Annotated in this window: 19 protein-coding genes; 2 read left to right on the forward strand and 17 right to left on the reverse strand. The window is 36.6% G+C overall.

All coding sequences use genetic code 11. From position 1 onward, the window contains the following. Window positions 1-21: 21 nt before the first annotated feature. Window positions 22-588 (reverse strand): single-stranded DNA-binding protein, encoded by a 567-nt coding sequence (gene ssb, locus HCH28_RS17910; RefSeq protein WP_054548816.1) that lies wholly within the window; start codon window positions 586-588, stop codon window positions 22-24. 43 nt (window positions 589-631) lie between these two features. After that, window positions 632-919 carry a 30S ribosomal protein S6 gene (rpsF, locus tag HCH28_RS17915; RefSeq protein WP_016992320.1) on the reverse strand — a complete coding sequence of 96 codons (288 nt, stop codon included), beginning with the start codon at window positions 917-919 and terminating at the stop codon, window positions 632-634. Window positions 920-1,095: 176 nt separating this feature from the next. Between rpsF and HCH28_RS17920 the strand changes: the two genes are divergently transcribed. Further along, window positions 1,096-1,665, forward strand: a complete 570-nt coding sequence (locus HCH28_RS17920) for a DUF3267 domain-containing protein (RefSeq protein ID WP_221682468.1) — start codon at window positions 1,096-1,098, stop codon at window positions 1,663-1,665. Between the two features lie 67 nt (window positions 1,666-1,732). Here HCH28_RS17920 and HCH28_RS17925 read toward each other — a convergent pair whose 3' ends face one another. The 4 genes from HCH28_RS17925 to HCH28_RS17940 all read right to left on the reverse strand — a co-directional run bounded on the left by HCH28_RS17925 (window position 1,733) and on the right by HCH28_RS17940 (window position 5,131). Further along, window positions 1,733-2,773: an acyl-CoA dehydrogenase family protein gene (locus HCH28_RS17925; protein ID WP_221682469.1), complete on the reverse strand. Its 1,041-nt coding sequence runs from the start codon at window positions 2,771-2,773 to the stop codon at window positions 1,733-1,735. A gap of 85 nt (window positions 2,774-2,858) precedes the next feature. Continuing rightward, window positions 2,859-3,959 (reverse strand): redox-regulated ATPase YchF, encoded by a 1,101-nt coding sequence (gene ychF / locus HCH28_RS17930; protein WP_016994923.1) that lies wholly within the window; start codon window positions 3,957-3,959, stop codon window positions 2,859-2,861. Between the two features lie 97 nt (window positions 3,960-4,056). Beyond that, on the reverse strand, window positions 4,057-4,257 hold the full coding sequence (locus HCH28_RS17935) for a DUF951 domain-containing protein (protein ID WP_004233342.1): 201 nt from the start codon (window positions 4,255-4,257) through the stop codon (window positions 4,057-4,059). A gap of 1 nt (window position 4,258) precedes the next feature. Then, window positions 4,259-5,131, reverse strand: a complete 873-nt coding sequence (locus tag HCH28_RS17940) for a mechanosensitive ion channel family protein (RefSeq protein ID WP_221682470.1) — start codon at window positions 5,129-5,131, stop codon at window positions 4,259-4,261. A 91-nt stretch (window positions 5,132-5,222) separates the two neighbouring features. Between HCH28_RS17940 and yyaC the strand changes: the two genes are divergently transcribed. Next, window positions 5,223-5,855: a spore protease YyaC gene (gene yyaC / locus HCH28_RS17945; protein WP_004233333.1), complete on the forward strand. Its 633-nt coding sequence runs from the start codon at window positions 5,223-5,225 to the stop codon at window positions 5,853-5,855. On the opposite strand, the gene HCH28_RS17950 is transcribed toward yyaC, so the two are convergent. The 11 genes from HCH28_RS17950 to rpmH all read right to left on the reverse strand — a co-directional run bounded on the left by HCH28_RS17950 (window position 5,775) and on the right by rpmH (window position 16,360). After that, window positions 5,775-6,488, reverse strand: a complete 714-nt coding sequence (locus HCH28_RS17950; protein ID WP_004233330.1) for a DUF554 domain-containing protein — start codon at window positions 6,486-6,488, stop codon at window positions 5,775-5,777. The genes yyaC and HCH28_RS17950 overlap by 81 nt on opposite strands. A 77-nt stretch (window positions 6,489-6,565) precedes the next feature. Continuing rightward, window positions 6,566-7,414 (reverse strand): ParB/RepB/Spo0J family partition protein, encoded by an 849-nt coding sequence (locus HCH28_RS17955; protein ID WP_221682471.1) that lies wholly within the window; start codon window positions 7,412-7,414, stop codon window positions 6,566-6,568. Continuing rightward, the gene (locus tag HCH28_RS17960) at window positions 7,407-8,168 is read right to left on the reverse strand and encodes a ParA family protein (RefSeq protein ID WP_004233325.1); all 762 of its coding nucleotides are present in this window, start codon (window positions 8,166-8,168) and stop codon (window positions 7,407-7,409) included. Before HCH28_RS17960 ends, HCH28_RS17955 begins: the two co-directional genes overlap by 8 nt. A 223-nt stretch (window positions 8,169-8,391) precedes the next feature. Next, a complete protein-coding gene (gene noc / locus HCH28_RS17965) occupies window positions 8,392-9,291 on the reverse strand; it encodes a nucleoid occlusion protein (RefSeq protein WP_004233323.1) in 900 nt (299 codons plus the stop codon). A 179-nt stretch (window positions 9,292-9,470) separates the two neighbouring features. After that, window positions 9,471-10,187 (reverse strand): 16S rRNA (guanine(527)-N(7))-methyltransferase RsmG, encoded by a 717-nt coding sequence (rsmG, locus tag HCH28_RS17970; RefSeq protein ID WP_004233322.1) that lies wholly within the window; start codon window positions 10,185-10,187, stop codon window positions 9,471-9,473. 115 nt (window positions 10,188-10,302) lie between these two features. Next, window positions 10,303-12,195 carry a tRNA uridine-5-carboxymethylaminomethyl(34) synthesis enzyme MnmG gene (gene mnmG / locus HCH28_RS17975; RefSeq protein ID WP_221682472.1) on the reverse strand — a complete coding sequence of 631 codons (1,893 nt, stop codon included), beginning with the start codon at window positions 12,193-12,195 and terminating at the stop codon, window positions 10,303-10,305. Between the two features lie 27 nt (window positions 12,196-12,222). After that, complete coding sequence (gene mnmE, locus HCH28_RS17980) at window positions 12,223-13,608, reverse strand: tRNA uridine-5-carboxymethylaminomethyl(34) synthesis GTPase MnmE (protein ID WP_221682473.1); 1,386 nt, start codon at window positions 13,606-13,608, stop codon at window positions 12,223-12,225. A 249-nt stretch (window positions 13,609-13,857) separates the two neighbouring features. After that, window positions 13,858-14,640: an RNA-binding cell elongation regulator Jag/EloR gene (jag, locus tag HCH28_RS17985; RefSeq protein WP_221682474.1), complete on the reverse strand. Its 783-nt coding sequence runs from the start codon at window positions 14,638-14,640 to the stop codon at window positions 13,858-13,860. After that, window positions 14,637-15,407 carry a membrane protein insertase YidC gene (gene yidC, locus HCH28_RS17990; protein ID WP_025115704.1) on the reverse strand — a complete coding sequence of 257 codons (771 nt, stop codon included), beginning with the start codon at window positions 15,405-15,407 and terminating at the stop codon, window positions 14,637-14,639. The genes jag and yidC overlap by 4 nt, the downstream gene beginning before the upstream one ends. A gap of 373 nt (window positions 15,408-15,780) precedes the next feature. Next, window positions 15,781-16,125: a ribonuclease P protein component gene (gene rnpA / locus HCH28_RS17995; protein WP_004233316.1), complete on the reverse strand. Its 345-nt coding sequence runs from the start codon at window positions 16,123-16,125 to the stop codon at window positions 15,781-15,783. Between the two features lie 100 nt (window positions 16,126-16,225). Next, window positions 16,226-16,360, reverse strand: coding sequence for a 50S ribosomal protein L34 (gene rpmH, locus HCH28_RS18000; protein WP_004233310.1), 135 nt, complete (start codon window positions 16,358-16,360; stop codon window positions 16,226-16,228). Window positions 16,361-16,461 lie beyond the last annotated feature (101 nt).

The following is a 16,461-nucleotide window of genomic DNA, read 5'->3' on the forward strand; positions in this document are numbered from 1 at the left end:
TTTTTTTATCATTTAGAAGCATTAGAATGGAAGATCATCCTCAGATACTTCTATTGGCCCTTTGCTATTCGCAAATGGATCCTCATCTACACGTGTATAATTCGGCTGATTCATAGGTGGTTGATTTTGCTGATACGAATCGCCGCCATAGGAACCCTGCCCTGGCATAGCGCCACTAAACTGTTGTTGTGGTTGACCACCGCCATATGACGGTTGGTTATTACCGTAAGTTTGTCCACCATATTGAGGAGCAGGAGCACCGCTACCATTACGGGGTTCTAAAAACTGTACGCTATCCGCCACGACATCTGTTGTGTATACTCGCTTACCATCTTGTCCTTCATAACTGCCTGTCTGGATACGACCTTCTACCCCAATTAAACTTCCTTTTCGCATGAAGTTCGCTAGGTTTTCAGCCTGTTTACGCCAAGCAACACAGCTAATGAAATCAGCTTCGCGTTCACCTTGTTGATTTGAGAATGCACGGTTTACAGCTACTGTAAATCTTGTAGACGCAACTCCATTCGGTGTATAACGTAGCTCAGGATCTTTTGTTAGTCTTCCAACTAATACGACACGGTTAATCATCAGAATACAACCTCCTTTTCAGCGTTTTGTAAAAAATTAATTATTAAGCTTCTTCGCGAACTGCAATGTGGCGAATGATGTCTTCGCTGATGTTAGCAAGACGTGTATACTCGTTGATTGCATCTGAAGTAGCGTTTACTTTTACGATTTGGTAGTAACCTTCGCGGAAGTCTTGAATTTCATAAGCTAAGCGGCGTTTGCCCCACTCTTTTGATTCGATGACTTCTGCACCGTTAGAAGTTAACATTTCGTTGAAACGTTCAACTAAAGCTTTCTTCGCTTCGTCTTCAATGTTCGGACGTACGATGTACATTAATTCGTATTTTCTCATCTGTTTACACCTCCTTATGGACTTAGGCTCTCCTAATTAAGGGAGCAAGGAGCAAGTAATTAATTATTACTCACATCAATGAATTGTAACATATAGGTACATGTCTTTCAAGTCACAAACTAATAATTCGTTATATAATGGCAGTATATTTCATTATCTATGAAAGGAGTGCCTTCATGTTAACCAACGATAAGGAGCCTATCGTTATCGAATTAGATTTAAAGAAGTTAATGATCGACAATTTTGTGATTACAAGTGGTCTTGTCATATTATTTATTGCCATTCAATATATTTGCTTTAAAGATTTCCATTTTTCTTTTTGGAAGATGATTGGTGGCACAGCACTATTTGTTGTGCTGTATATAATTTTTATTATCCTACACGAGGCTTGTCATTTAATTGGCTTTATGATTTTTGGCAGAGTTCCCTTTAAAGCTTTAAAATATGGCATAAATTTAGAGCAAGGTATTGCCTATGCAACTACTGAGCAACCTCTCCCCAACCATGCTATGAAAAAAGCTTTATTACTGCCATTCTGGACGACTGGAGTACTTCCAACCATTGTTGGGTTTTATCTTAACAGTACTGTTTTAATATTGATAGGGGCGGTGTTAATAGCTGGAGCTGTAGGCGATTTTGCCATGTATAAAGAGCTACGTAAATATCCACGTAATGCTATCGTACAGGATGATCCTAAATTACCAAAGCTGTATGTTTATCTATTGCAGGAAAAGGATCATCATTAAAATAAGACTACATAATTAAATAGAATCTGTAGATTAGAAATGAACAACTACAGATTCTATTTATACTTTAAGGAGTTAAAAATCCATGCTGGGCTGCTGTATATAAATTTCTCCAAATACGGTTAATCGTAGATGTTTCTGTAATAGCATCCATACCAAGACAGCGTATTAAATTATTCGCTATCTCTAAGCAAGCAGCAGCTATATCCTTAGCCAATTGAGTAAATTGTGATAATTCCTCTTCCGTTAATTGTTCACCTTTTTGATGCTGTTGCCAAAAGACAGATAATGTTGCATAAAACTGTTCCTCGCATTGCTTGAAACGTTTATGCTGCTGCATCCATAAAAATTGGAAGGCTCCAATTCGCTCAGTTCTGCTTCCATCATGATTTCGTTGCTTCATTAAAGCAAAAGCTTCTTCTAAAAAATTCTCTGTCATCCCAAGACAAACGCCTAAAAAAGAAGCCTGTGCAAAAGTGGTAAATGGAAAGCTATGTACTGAATTGCCATAATCATTTCTGATGACCCCTAATTGAAAAGTAGCTTCCTGTGGCACCCAAACATTGTTTACACGGATTGTATGACTAGCTGTTGCCTTTAAACCCATTGCAGACCAATCATTTAAAATCTCTACATCATGTGGATTTACTGAGCAGCTAATAATTTTTTCGGTTTTGATACCATCTTCTTCAATTAAACAATTCATCGTAAATGTTGAAGCATAGTTAGAACCACTGCAATACTTCCATTGCCCTGTTACATAATAGCCACCAATTGTTTTTACAGCTATCCCTGTTGGATATCCACTACCTGCTATAACTGCTTCTTTAGGAGAATAGATTTTTTCACAAATTTCCTTATTGAATGTTGGAATAAATGCGTTTCCACCTGTACCAATAGTAATGAGCCATCCGAAATTGCCATCAAGCGCAGACATCTGCTGAAATATCTTTACACCTTCTACTAAATCTAAATCCTTACCACCTAATTCTCTTGGAGTGAACAATTTGAATAATCGTTGTTCATAAATATAATCTAAGACATCTTGTGGTAGCATCCCCAGTTGCTCAAACTCTAAACCACGTTCCTTAATTTGCACAGGATTCATTCATAAGTCGCCTCCATACATTAAAAATTCTGATAACTAAGCAATCGAAAAAGGGCAACCATTTTAGATTGCCCTTGTAAGTTTTTTATACATTAAAGCGGAATAACATAATATCGCCATCTTGTACTTCATATTCTTTACCTTCAAGACGTACTTTACCAGCTTCCTTAGCCGCTGCTTGCGAACCTGCCTCAAGAAGATCATCATATGCCACTGTTTCTGCACGAATAAAGCCGCGCTCAAAGTCAGTATGAATAATACCTGCACATTGAGGTGCCTTCATTCCTTTACGGAACGTCCAGGCACGTACCTCTTGTACACCTGCAGTGAAGTAAGTAGCTAGTCCTAATAAGTCATAAGAAGTACGAATTAGTTGATCTAAACCAGATTCTTTAATTCCTAATTCTTCTAAGAACATAGCTTTTTCTTCATCATCTAACTCAGAAATTTCTTCTTCGATTTTTGCACAAATAGTAATGACCTGTGCACCTTCAGCGGATGCATACTCACGTACTTTTTTCACATACTCGTTGTTGTCTGCATCTGCTACTTCATCTTCTGAAACGTTTGCTACATAAAGCATTGGTTTAATTGTTAGCAGATGAAGACCTTTAATTACCTTTAATTCATCATCTGATAGCTCAGCTGCTCTAGCTGGTTTACCGTTTTCTAGTTGCTCTTTAATTTTCAGAAGCACTGGCTCCTCTATCATAGCCTCTTTATCTTTTTGTTTCGCCATTTTGCTAACTCGTTGTAAACGTTTATCCACAGATTCTAAGTCAGCTAGTGCAAGCTCTAGATTAATCACTTCAATATCGTCAATTGGATCTACTGCACCAGAAACGTGAGTAATGTTTTCGTCTACAAAACAACGTACTACTTGACAAATTGCGTCTACTTCACGAATATGAGCTAGGAACTTATTTCCTAATCCTTCACCCTTAGAAGCACCTTTAACAATTCCAGCGATATCTGTAAATTCAAATGCAGTTGGCACAGTTTTTTTCGGTACCACTAATTCTGTTAATTTATCTAAACGTGCATCAGGTACTTCAACTATACCAACGTTTGGATCGATCGTTGCGAATGGATAGTTTGCAGCCAATGCGCCCGCTTTTGTTATTGCGTTAAATAATGTTGATTTTCCAACGTTAGGTAAACCAACGATTCCAGCTGTTAATGCCATTGATGGACACAACCTTTCTATACTCAGTTCAAATTTTCTCTCATATAACCTTATCTATTATATTGATTCACTCAGAAAAAGTCTAATATGCCTGATGTTACGACTCATCCGCAGAAAATAAAACCTTTTTCATTTTTTTCTCAAATTCACGACGTGGAATCATGACACTATGCTGACATCCTTCGCATTTGATACGTACATCCGCCCCCATACGAATAATTTTCCATTTGTTGGTACCACATGGATGTTGTTTTTTCATTTCAACAATATCATTTAAACCAAATTTTTTTGCTTCCATCTTACACACTTCTCCCCTCATCTTTGCCATAGAACATCATTTTTGGATAGACCATTGGTATATTATTTTCTTCAAAGAGCTTCGTAATATCGCGGCGTATGGTACGTGCTACTCCATATTGTTGCTGCGGTAATGTTTCAGCCGCTATACGTATGGTTACTTCTGTCCCTTTAACATTTTGCACACCTAGAAATACTGGAGCTGCAATTAATTCTTTATGCATCTTAGGCAATGTCTCTAAGTACTTATTAATAACCCCTTCTGCCTTCTCAAAATCAGCATCCGTGGCCATTTGTAAATCTATAAAAATTTTCGAGTTGTTTACAGAATAATTGATGACTTCGCCTATGGCACCATTAGGAATGATGAACTGTTCACCAGTAGCACCATTAATTTTTGTTGTACGTAAGCCAATTTCTACAACCGTACCTTCTGCTGCATTTATTTTTATATAATCGCCTACACCAAACTGGTCTTCAAAAATAATAAAGAATCCAGTAATAACATCCTTTACTAAGCTTTGAGCACCAAAACCTATTGCTAAACCAACAATTCCTGCACCCGCTAATAAACCTGCTACCTTTATATTTAAGGAAGAAAGTATACCAATGATTGCAGAGAAATAAACGACATAGGAAATCACACTTTGTAATAATCTTGAAATTGTTCGTTGGCGTCGTTCTGAGTGGCTCAATGGTGAACGCATACGGATTAAAAACACTTTTTTAATAAATTTTTTACCTAATCTTACAGCTATCCACGATACTAATAGAATGAGCAAAATTTCTATAGTTGCATCAATCACTTGTTCCCAAAGATCCTGAGATGTGAGCTTGTCCCAGTATTTCTCCATTAACTTTTTATTCTTTTCCATCATTACCACCTCTTGAATAACTTGCTAAAAATTTGCGTATACTGCATAAAAATTGAGCACTTCTAAAAATAAAAAGAAAGTGAGTTTTTTTATGAATACTATACCAAATTTGTTACTACCTTATTCCCTTCATCATGAAAGTAAAAATGCTGTTTGGCAATTAAGTACATTATTTTTAGAACATATACCGTTTCATCATGAAAGACTAATTTTTTGTTGTATTGGCAGTGATCGATGTACGGGTGATACACTTGGACCATTAACTGGTAGCTTTTTAAAAAAATCTGTTAGCTTTCCTTATGAAATTGTAGGTTCCTTAGAAGATCCTTTACATGCTCTAAACCTAAATTCTACAATGCAACAGCTACACAATCATACTACAAAACCATTCATTATTGCGATTGATGCCTGTCTCGGTAGTGAGCAAAATGTTGGTCATATTTCAGTTCAAAGTGGACCCATCTTCCCTGGAAAAGCTGTAAAAAAAGAATTACCCCCAATTGGAGACATTTCCGTGAAAGGAATCGTCAATATTGGAGGCTTTATGGAAATGCTTGTTTTACAAAATACAAGACTTCATATCTCTTATGCAATGGCTGAAAAGCTTTCTAGAGCATTATTACTGGCTGCTCATCGTTATTCACTAAAAAATGTAGAAGAAAGCCACCATAATACCAACAATGACGATACCTGGCAGCAAGTTAGCAGCTTTGATCTTAGCTAAGCCTGCAATGTTTAACCCTATTGCCATAATCATAACCCCGCCAACAGCCGTCATTTCTGTAATGAACATTTGCAGTGCAGCATCAGGGATAAAGGAACTTATAACACCTGCAAAAAGAGCTATTAATCCTTGATAAACAAAGACAGGTACAGCGGATAGCAGTACACCTATACCTAATGTCGATGCTAGAATAATGGATGTAAATCCATCTATTAATCCTTTTGTAATGAGTACATTATGATCATTACGAAGACCACTATCAAGAGCACCTATAACAGCCATTGATCCTACAACAAAAATTAGTGAGGCAGTTACAAAGCCCTCTGCTATGCTAATTTGATTTTGGTCATCCCGTTTTGTACGAAATAAACTCTCTACCCATTTACCAAGACGATTCATTTGTTTATCTAAATCTAACCACTCACCTATTACTGTACCTACCACTAAACTTACTACCAATATAATAAAATTATCACTTTCAAAGCCCATTTTTATCCCTAATAATGTGACGGCTAAACCAATGATAGAAAGGACTGTAGATTTCATAGATTCAGGGATATTTTTAAAAATCCGCCCTACTAATGCTCCTGCTATAATTAACACAGCATTTATCAATGCCCCTAGTAATACCACACTTAAGCCTTCTTTCTCTCTAAAAAATAGAGAGCGCCTATTGCTTGGCGCTCTGATTAAGTTATAGAAATATTATTTTATTCTTCTTGTATGTTTAATATTTCCAATATACGTTCTAAATCATCTTCAGAATAAAATTCAATTTCTATTTTCCCTTTATTATTTGTTTTCTTTATTTGAACATTTGTTCCAAAGTAATCTCGTAATTGTGACTCCTTTGCAGTTACAAAGATATCTTTTTTCTTAGGTGGGATTGTTTCACGTGAAACTTCTTCATTTAAGTTTTGCACTAATAATTCAACTTGACGTACATTCAATCCCAGAGATATTACCTTATTAGCCACTTCTGATATTCTTCTTTTATTTTTCAAGCCCAGTAATGCCCGTCCCTGCCCCATCGATAAAGTTCCATCATTCATCAATTTACGTACATCTTCTGGTAATGCCAGTAGCCGAACATGATTGGCAATATGTGGTCTACTTTTTCCTAATCGCTTCGATAACTCTTCCTGTGTTAAATGTAAGTTTTCCATTAAACTCTGGTAGGCTTCTGCTTCTTCAATTACAGTTAAATCCTCACGTTGGAGGTTTTCTAAAATAGCTAGCTCCATCATTTGTGCATCAGATAGCTCTTTTATAATGACAGGAATCACCTCGAGGCCAGCTAATAGGCAAGCTCTGTAACGACGCTCCCCCGCAACAATTTCAAACTTGCGTGCTTTTTTACGCACGGCAATTGGCTGCAAAATTCCATGTTCTTTAATAGAATCAGCTAATTCTTGTAAACTTTCTTCATCGAAAATTTTACGAGGCTGAAATGGGTTCGCAACAATTAAATCTAATTGGATTTCTTCCACTTGACCACTGTGTTCTAGAGACTCTCCTGGAAATAATGCCCCAATACCCTTTCCTAGACCTTTAGCCATTTTTAATCACTTCCCTCGCCATCTCTAAATAAACTTCTGCACCTCTAGATTTTGCATCATAAGTGATGATTGGTTGACCATGACTTGGTGCCTCACTTAATCGCACATTACGAGGAATTATTGTTTTATATACTTTATCTTGGAAATACTTTTTCACTTCATCAATAACTTGCAAACCTAAGTTTGTGCGTGCATCTAGCATTGTTAATAAAACGCCATCGATGTAAAGCTGTTGATTTAAATGCTTTTGAACGAGGCGAACTGTTGATAGTAATTGACTTAACCCTTCCAATGCATAATATTCACATTGTACAGGAATAATGAGCGCATCTGAAGCTGTTAACGCATTGATTGTTAAAAGCCCTAAAGATGGTGGACAGTCAATAATTATATAATCGAAATCCTCTTTCACATTTTGTAATGCATGTTTTAAACGTACTTCTCTAGAAATAGTTGAAACCAATTCAATTTCTGCACCTGCAAGTGAGATTGTTGCTGGCACGATAGATAAATTTTCTACATTTGTTTTTTGAATGACATTTTGAACATCTTCATCATCAATGAGCACATCATAAATGCAACCCTGTATTTCTCCTTTATTAATACCAAGTCCACTTGTTGTATTCCCCTGCGGATCAGTATCAATTAAAAGCACTTTCTTACCTAAGTATGCTAGGCAAGCGCTCAAATTGACCGAAGTTGTTGTTTTACCTACGCCACCCTTTTGATTGGCGATTGCTATAATTCTACCCATTTAAAAGCACCTGCTTTCATCTATCAAAGTTTACTTTGACAAATCATTTGTAAAATCACTATTTAATCCGCTATCTAACTTTCATTCTATCAAAAAATTTGAAGAGAGTTGTATAAAATATTAAGAATATATACAAAAAAGGAGATATCTCTATTAACCTTCTGAGATATCTCCCTTGTACAGTGATAAATTTGATCACAGATTATTTTTCTAAAATAATTTATTACACTTTTTTCTTTTTAGGAATCTTCACTGTAATTTGATAGTATTCTTCTGTATCTTCTTCTTCAGTTTTCACTGTAATCCCACTTTTTGTTACCATCGTTAATGACTGTTTGATGGTATTCAAAGCAATACGTACATCTTTACTTATAGCTTTACGTTTTGGTTTAGCTTTCTTTGGAATTGATTCTTCCTGCTCATCAGCTACAGGATGTAATATAGCCTGGATTTGCTCCTCTAACTGTCGCACATTCCAATCATTTTCAATTGCTAGCTGTAAAATTTCTAGTTGCAATGGTTGATCTTTAATAGCAATTAATGCACGTGCATGTCGTTCAGATATTTTTCGCTTCAAAATAGCTTGCTGAACTTCATCTGGCAGCCTTAATAAACGTAATTTGTTGGCTACAGTGGATTGTCCTTTTCCAAGTCTTTGGGCAAGAGCTTCCTGTGTTAGCTCATGAAGCTCTAATAATTTTTGATAGGCTACCGCTTCTTCAATTGCAGTTAACTCCTCACGCTGCAAGTTCTCTATTAACGCAATAGATGCTGTTTCCTTATCAGTTAAATTACGTACAATAGCAGGGACCTCTGTCCATTGTAGCTTTTTCATCGCTCGATAACGACGCTCACCAGCGATAATTTCATATTGATTGTCTGATGTTTTACGTACAACAATTGGCTGAATCACACCATGTGTATGAATGGTTCTTGATAATTCTTCAATTTTTTCATCATCAAAAATAGTACGTGGCTGAAAACGGTTAGGTACAATTTGATCAATAGGCAACTTTATGACTTCTTCCGCTGCATGAACCGCCTCTGCTTGTTCTACTTCATTTTTCACAATAGGCTCTGTTTTACTTCCGCCTCCAAAAAAACGTGAAAAAGGACTTTTCATCCAAGTGGCACCACCTTTAAGTAACTATCTTGCTCTGTGTCATTCTATTATTATTTATTATATTTCTTTAAATGTATATAGTTCATAGATGTCTTTTGCGTGAACCATCCATAACTAGTATGTATGCTCAAAATAGAAAAAATATTTTCCACTTTGAGAAGTTTCACATGAAACACTAATTATTGAATCGGTGTTTTATTTGGTACACCTGGCTTACGCGGATATTTTTTCGGTGTTCCTTTTATTTTATCAAATATATATAAAATGCGTTCACTTTCTTCAACAGGTAGCTTGAAAGAAAATTCCTCTCTCAGTTTAACACCTAATGTTGTTAAAGCTTTTTTAGCATCCTTTAATTCTTCTGCCCCAGCTGCGGCTTTTAAAGCAACAAAATATCCCTCTTGTTTCGCTAAAGGTACACATAACTCTGCTAGAACTGATAAACGAGCTACAGCACGTGCTGTTACCACATCAAATTGTTCGCGGTATTTTAAATTTTGACCAAACTCTTCCGCTCGAGCATGTACAAAATGCATATTCTCTAATTGTAACTCATCACTTAAATGATTTAAAAAGGTAATTCTTTTATTTAAGGAGTCGACAATTGTAACTTGTAAATGTGGGAAACAGATTTTTATTGGGATACTTGGGAAACCAGCTCCTGCCCCAACATCACAAACAGTTATGACTTTTGAAAAATCAAAGTAAAATGAAGGACTAATCGAATCGAAGAAATGCTTTAAATACACGCCTTCTAAATCTGTAATGGCAGTTAAATTCATCTTTTCATTCCACTCAACAAGTAATTCAAAATACTTTTTAAATTGAGCAATCTGTATATCAGAAAGTTCGATCCCTTTCTCTTTCAGAGCCTCAATAAATTGTTGTTCGTTCATGTAAAGTCTCCTTTGTTGATCTAGCTATACAACTCCAACTAATAGTATAGCTTTAAAAATAGGAAGCGGGCACAATGGTATGCCCGCCTCTTATTTACTTTACTGTTGTTGATGATCAGCTGCTTACTTTCGCAATTTTACCTTGTTCAATATAAACAAGCAGAATTGAAATATCAGCTGGATTAACACCAGAAATACGAGAGGCTTGCGCAATAGACAGTGGTGTAACTTGTTTTAATTTTTGACGCGCTTCTGTTGCTAAACCTGAAATAGCATCGTAATCAATATTCTCAGGAATTTTTTTGTTTTCCATTTTGTGTAGTTTCTCTACCTGTTGCAATGCTTTTTCGATATAGCCTTCATATTTAAGCTGAATTTCAATTTGTTCTTTTACTTCATCCGCCAATTCAATTTCTGCCGGAATTAAAGAAGAAATTAACTCATAATGCATTTCAGGGCGTTTTAATAAATCTGCACCACGTATACCGTCTTTTAATTCACTACCACCAACAGAACGAATAACAGATTGTGTGGCTTCATTTGGCTTAATAATGACTTCACGAAGACGTGCAATTTCATTTTCAATCAGCTCTTTTTTCTCATTGAAACTAGCATATCTTTCTTGTGGAATCATCCCCATGTTATAAGCTAACTCTACTAATCGTAGATCTGCATTATCGTGACGTAATAGTAAACGATACTCTGCACGAGATGTTAATAAACGATATGGCTCATTTGTTCCTTTAGTCACTAGGTCATCGATCAAAACGCCAATATAAGCATCTGAACGGCTTAAAATTAATTCGTCTTTACCTAGTACACTAGCAGCTGCATTCATGCCCGCCATTAAGCCTTGCGCGGCAGCTTCTTCATAGCCAGATGTACCGTTAATTTGACCTGCTGTATATAAGCCTTTAATACGTTTCGTTTCTAAAGTTGGCCATAATTGTGTTGGCACAATTGAATCGTATTCAATAGCATAACCAGCACGCATCATTTCCGCATTCTCTAAGCCAGGTATAGATTTTAGTAAACGTGTTTGAACATGCTCTGGTAGGCTTGTTGACAAACCTTGAACATAAACCTCACGTGTATTGCGGCCTTCTGGCTCTAAGAAGATTTGATGTCTTGGCTTATCATTAAAACGTACAACTTTATCTTCAATAGATGGACAATAACGTGGACCTGTCCCTTTAATCATCCCTGAGTACATCGGTGAAAGATTTAAATTTGCTTCAATAATTTCATGTGTTTCAGGGCTTGTGTATGTTAACCAGCAAGGTAGCTGATCCATGATGAATTCAGTCGTTTCAAAACTAAATGCACGTGGAACATCATCTCCTGGTTGAATCTCTGTTTTGTCATAGTTTATTGTACGATTATTCACACGTGGTGGTGTACCTGTTTTAAATCGAACTAGGTCAAAACCTAGCTCTTTTAAATTATCAGCTAAGCGAATTGACGGTTGCTGGTTATTAGGACCACTTGAATATTTAATATCACCGATAATGATTTCACCACGTAGGAAAGTACCTGTTGTCACGACGACTGTTTTAGCACGATAAACGGCACCAATTTGTGTAATGACCCCTTTTACTTCCCCATCTTCAATAATTAACTCTTCAACCATCCCTTGATGGATTGTTAAGTTTGGTGTTTCCTCTAATACTCGTTTCATTTCCTGTTGATACAAAACTTTGTCCGCTTGTGCGCGCAATGCACGTACAGCTGGGCCTTTCCCTGTATTCAACATTCGCATTTGAATATGCGTTTTATCTATCACTTTCCCCATGACGCCTCCTAAAGCGTCAATCTCACGTACGACAATTCCTTTGGCAGGACCACCAATAGATGGATTACATGGCATAAATGCAATCATATCTAAATTGATTGTTAGCATTAATGTGTTAGCGCCCATTTTAGCCGCAGCATGTGCAGCTTCTGAACCTGCATGACCAGCACCAATCACAATCACATCAAACGTGCCTGCCTCATATTTTGTTGGCATGCTCGTACCTTCCTTTCTTTCTAAAAATTATTTTCCTAAACAGAACTGAGAAAATAGTTGATTGATGAGGCTTTCTTGAACAGTATCACCAATGATTTCGCCAAGTATTTCCCATGTTCTTGTTACATCAATTTGTACCATATCGACTGGTACACCATCCTGTGCAGCTGCTATTGCATCTTCTACCGTTGCTTGCGCTTGGTGCAGAAGGGCAATATGTCTTGCATTTGAAACATATGTTAAATCGCCCGCTTCGATTTGTCCCTCAAAGAATAATGCAGCAATGGCTTCTTCTAGCTCTGTAATACCTTCCTCTTGTAGCAGAGAAGTTGTTACAATGCGATGCTCACCAGCTAATTCCTTGACATGAGCCAAATCAATTTTTTGCGGTAAATCTGTTTTATTGACAATGACAATGTAATCCATCGCTTCAATTGTTTCGAATAGACGCTCATCCTCAGCAGTTAATTCATCTGCATAGTTTAATACAAACAGAATTAAATCAGCTCCACGAAGAGCTTCCCGTGAGCGTTCTACTCCAATTCGTTCAACAATATCTTCTGTTTCCCGAATACCCGCTGTATCCACTAAACGAAGTGGAACACCTCGGACATTGACGTACTCCTCTATAATATCACGAGTAGTCCCTGCAATATCTGTCACTATGGCCTTATTTTCTTGTACTAAGCTATTTAATAGTGAAGATTTCCCAACATTCGGACGACCTAAAATAACTGTTGATAATCCCTCACGTAAAATTTTTCCTTGAGAAGATGTTTGCAAAAGTTTTATAATTTCATTTTTTACCCATGTACATTTCTCTACTAATACAGGTACAGTCATTTCTTCTACATCATCATACTCTGGATAATCTATATTAACCTCTACTTGGGCTAATGTCTCTAGTAAAGCTTGGCGCAAATCACCAATAAGTCTCGATAATTTTCCATCCATTTGACCCAGAGCCACATTCATCGCACGATCTGTTTTAGCTCTTATCAAATCCATTACTGCTTCAGCCTGTGATAAATCAATACGTCCATTTAAAAAGGCACGTTTTGTGAATTCACCTGGCTCAGCTAGCCTTGCTCCATTTGTTAAAGCAAGTTGCAACACGCGTTTGACTGAAACTAATCCACCATGACAGTTTATTTCAACTACATCCTCACGTGTGAATGTTTTTGGCCCACGCATCAGCGATAGCATTACTTCCTCTACTACCTCATTAGTTTTAGGATCGACTAAATGTCCATAATGAATAGTGTGCGAATCTTTGGTTGTTAAACTTTTTCCCCCGGGTGATTTGAATATTTTATCTGCAATCGTCACAGCCTCGTCTCCACTTAAACGAACGATGGCTATGGCACCTTCACCCATCGGTGTGGATATCGCAGCAATTGTATCGAACTCCATTTAATGACCTCCTCAACGTTATCCACATGTGGATAATCAAAACCGACCAATACTTACTAACACCTTAGACTAACATATTTTCAACAAAATCTAAAGTAAGGATCATTTCCAAATGTGGATAAAATCAATTTTTCGCTAATCCTATTTTCGACAAAATTTGCTATGTTTCATTAAAAAAGGTCATTTTATCTAAAAGATAAAATGACCTTTCAAAATATATTGTCTGTATGATTATGTGAAACAGTTTAATTATTTTTTTACTGGTTCTATTACTAAATAACGATTAGGCTCGGTACCTTCTGAATACGTTTCAAGATCTAGACGATTTGCTAATTGATTATGAATTATCTTTCGTTCGTAAGACGGCATTGGTTCAAATGCCACACGTTGATTTAAGCGTAATGCTTTATCCGCCATTCGATCCGCAAGTAATTCTAAAGCTACTTGTCGACGCTCGCGATAATTTTCTACATCCAGTTTCACCATTAAGAACTGCTTTGCGCTTTTATTTAATACGAGTTGCGTTAATTGCTGTAAGGAATTTAATGTTTGACCTCGTTTCCCTATAAGCAGGGCAGCTTTCTCACTTTTGAGTTGAAATAATACATATTTCCCTTCGCGTGTCGTAGCAATTTCAAGATCATGAATAGCCAATTGTTCAGCGATACTACTTAAATAAGCCTTTGCCTCTTCAATTGGATTTGCTGAGTCTCCATCCTCATCTTGTTCTTTAACGACTTGTTGAACTTCTTCCATTTCACTTGGTTGTTCAGAAACTTGTGAACTTAGTGTTTCAACATCATCTACTACTGTTACTACCTGCAATTGAGCATTGTCGCTTTCAATTGTCGGAACCTGAACTTCTTTTACTGTTACACGTACCTCTGCAGAACGTGCACCAAAACCTAAAAATCCTTTTTTACCTTCTTGTAAAACTTCAACATCTACTTGTTCACGGGTTTTGCCAAGTTTCTGTAACGCCAATGAGATCGCTTCTTGTGTTGTTGCGCCTATTTGCGTAAGTTGTTTCACTTTTTAGCCCCTCCATTTTGAGCAGGTTGTGTTTTATCTTTATTCCAGGGTTTATAAATGTACAAGTTTTGGAAAATCGAAATAATGTTTCCGATTACCCAGTATAATGATAATGCAGCTGGTAAGGCCATACCAAAACCAATAATCATGAATGGCATAATATACATCATAATTTTCATTTGAGGATTATCCATTGCTGGTCCTGTACGTAACACGATAAATTGCATTAAGCCAGCTGTAATAGCTAATGCAGGTGCAGGATCTGCTAGCGGGAAGATAAAGAAATTCCCTAGATCAAATGTTGATGTTGCATTCATACGGCTAATTGCATGATAGAAACCAATTAAGATTGGCATTTGAATGATTACTGGTAAGCATCCTGCAAGTGGATTTACTCCAGATTCACTCATTAACTTCATCATTTCTTGCTGATATTGTTGTTGTGTCTGAGCATCCTTAGAAGCATACTTCTTTTGCAGTTCCTTCAATTTTGGTTGAATTTCTTGCATCTTTTTAGAACTCTTTGTTTGTTTGATCATCAATGGCAAAATTGCTAAACGAATAATAATCGTTACGGCAATGATCCCCCATGCATACGTACCTAGCAGATCAGCAAAGTATTTTATTGCTGATACCAACGGCCAAACAATGAATTCATTCCAGAAGCCTGTGCTATCTTTGGAAATTGGTTCATTGAATTCTGTACAACCAGAAAGTAGTAAGGCTACTGATACTAGTGACAAAATTACCCAATGTTGTTTTTTCAACCTTCTTCCCCCTACAATTCCTATTCACTTTTTCTTATTCTATATGCTTCTTTTTGTACCGACAGTTTCCTCTCACATAATCGGTTAAATAACAGTAGCCTTATCTTTATTTCAGTCCACTTTTGAGAGTCCTCGATGAAGATAAAGTTATCAGTTATTTTATCATGCCTATAACATTCACTCTACTAAATATTCTAACTACACACGCTTATTCCTAAGATAAGTTGTGAATTTTACATATTTTTAAGCGAAAACTCTCGCCAGGAATACCCCCATGCGTATAATTCTCTTACATATAATTTTATGAAAAATCACATATTATCTATTCTATTGCTAACAGTACAGGCGTAATTTCACCACTTGGTTGCATACATTACACTTTTTTCATTACCTTTGCGATTCGTAGTACATGCTGCAAACTTTGTTTCACTTCATGAAAATCCATAGTGGCCGCCGGATGTCTGGCGATAATAACATAATCCATATTCGGCTTTAGATCATCTTTTAACTCATGAATACTTTGTCGAATATAGCGTTTTACTTGGTTGCGTGTTACCGCATTCCCAAGCTTCTTACTAACTGATAAACCTACACGAAATTCCGTTTGTCCCTCTTTTACTAAAAAATAAACAACAAACTGACGATTAGCGAAAGATTTACCTTTTTTAAACACCTTTTGAAAATCATCATTCTTCTTCACTCGTTGGCGTTTTTTCATTTCTTTCACCTGCTATTAGATAATATCTTTTGATCCTCATTTCTAGGTTTACCAAAAATAAAGAAAAAAAAGACCACTGATGTGGCTCAGTGGACTTATTTTATGCTGATAAAACTTTTCTTCCTTTACGACGACGAGCAGCAAGAACTTTGCGACCGTTTTTCGTGCTCATACGTGCGCGGAAACCGTGTACTTTGCTGTGCTTACGTTTTTTTGGTTGGTAAGTACGTTTCATTTATATAGACACCTCCTGATATGAGTTGAATTTTTCAACATACAGACTCGAATATTATATAAAGTATCTAGTTATTTTGTCAATGAATTTCACAAATTTCT

The organism is Lysinibacillus sp. K60, from assembly GCF_019731275.1.
In the GTDB taxonomy this organism is placed as follows: Bacteria; Bacillota; Bacilli; order Bacillales_A; family Planococcaceae; genus Lysinibacillus; species Lysinibacillus capsici.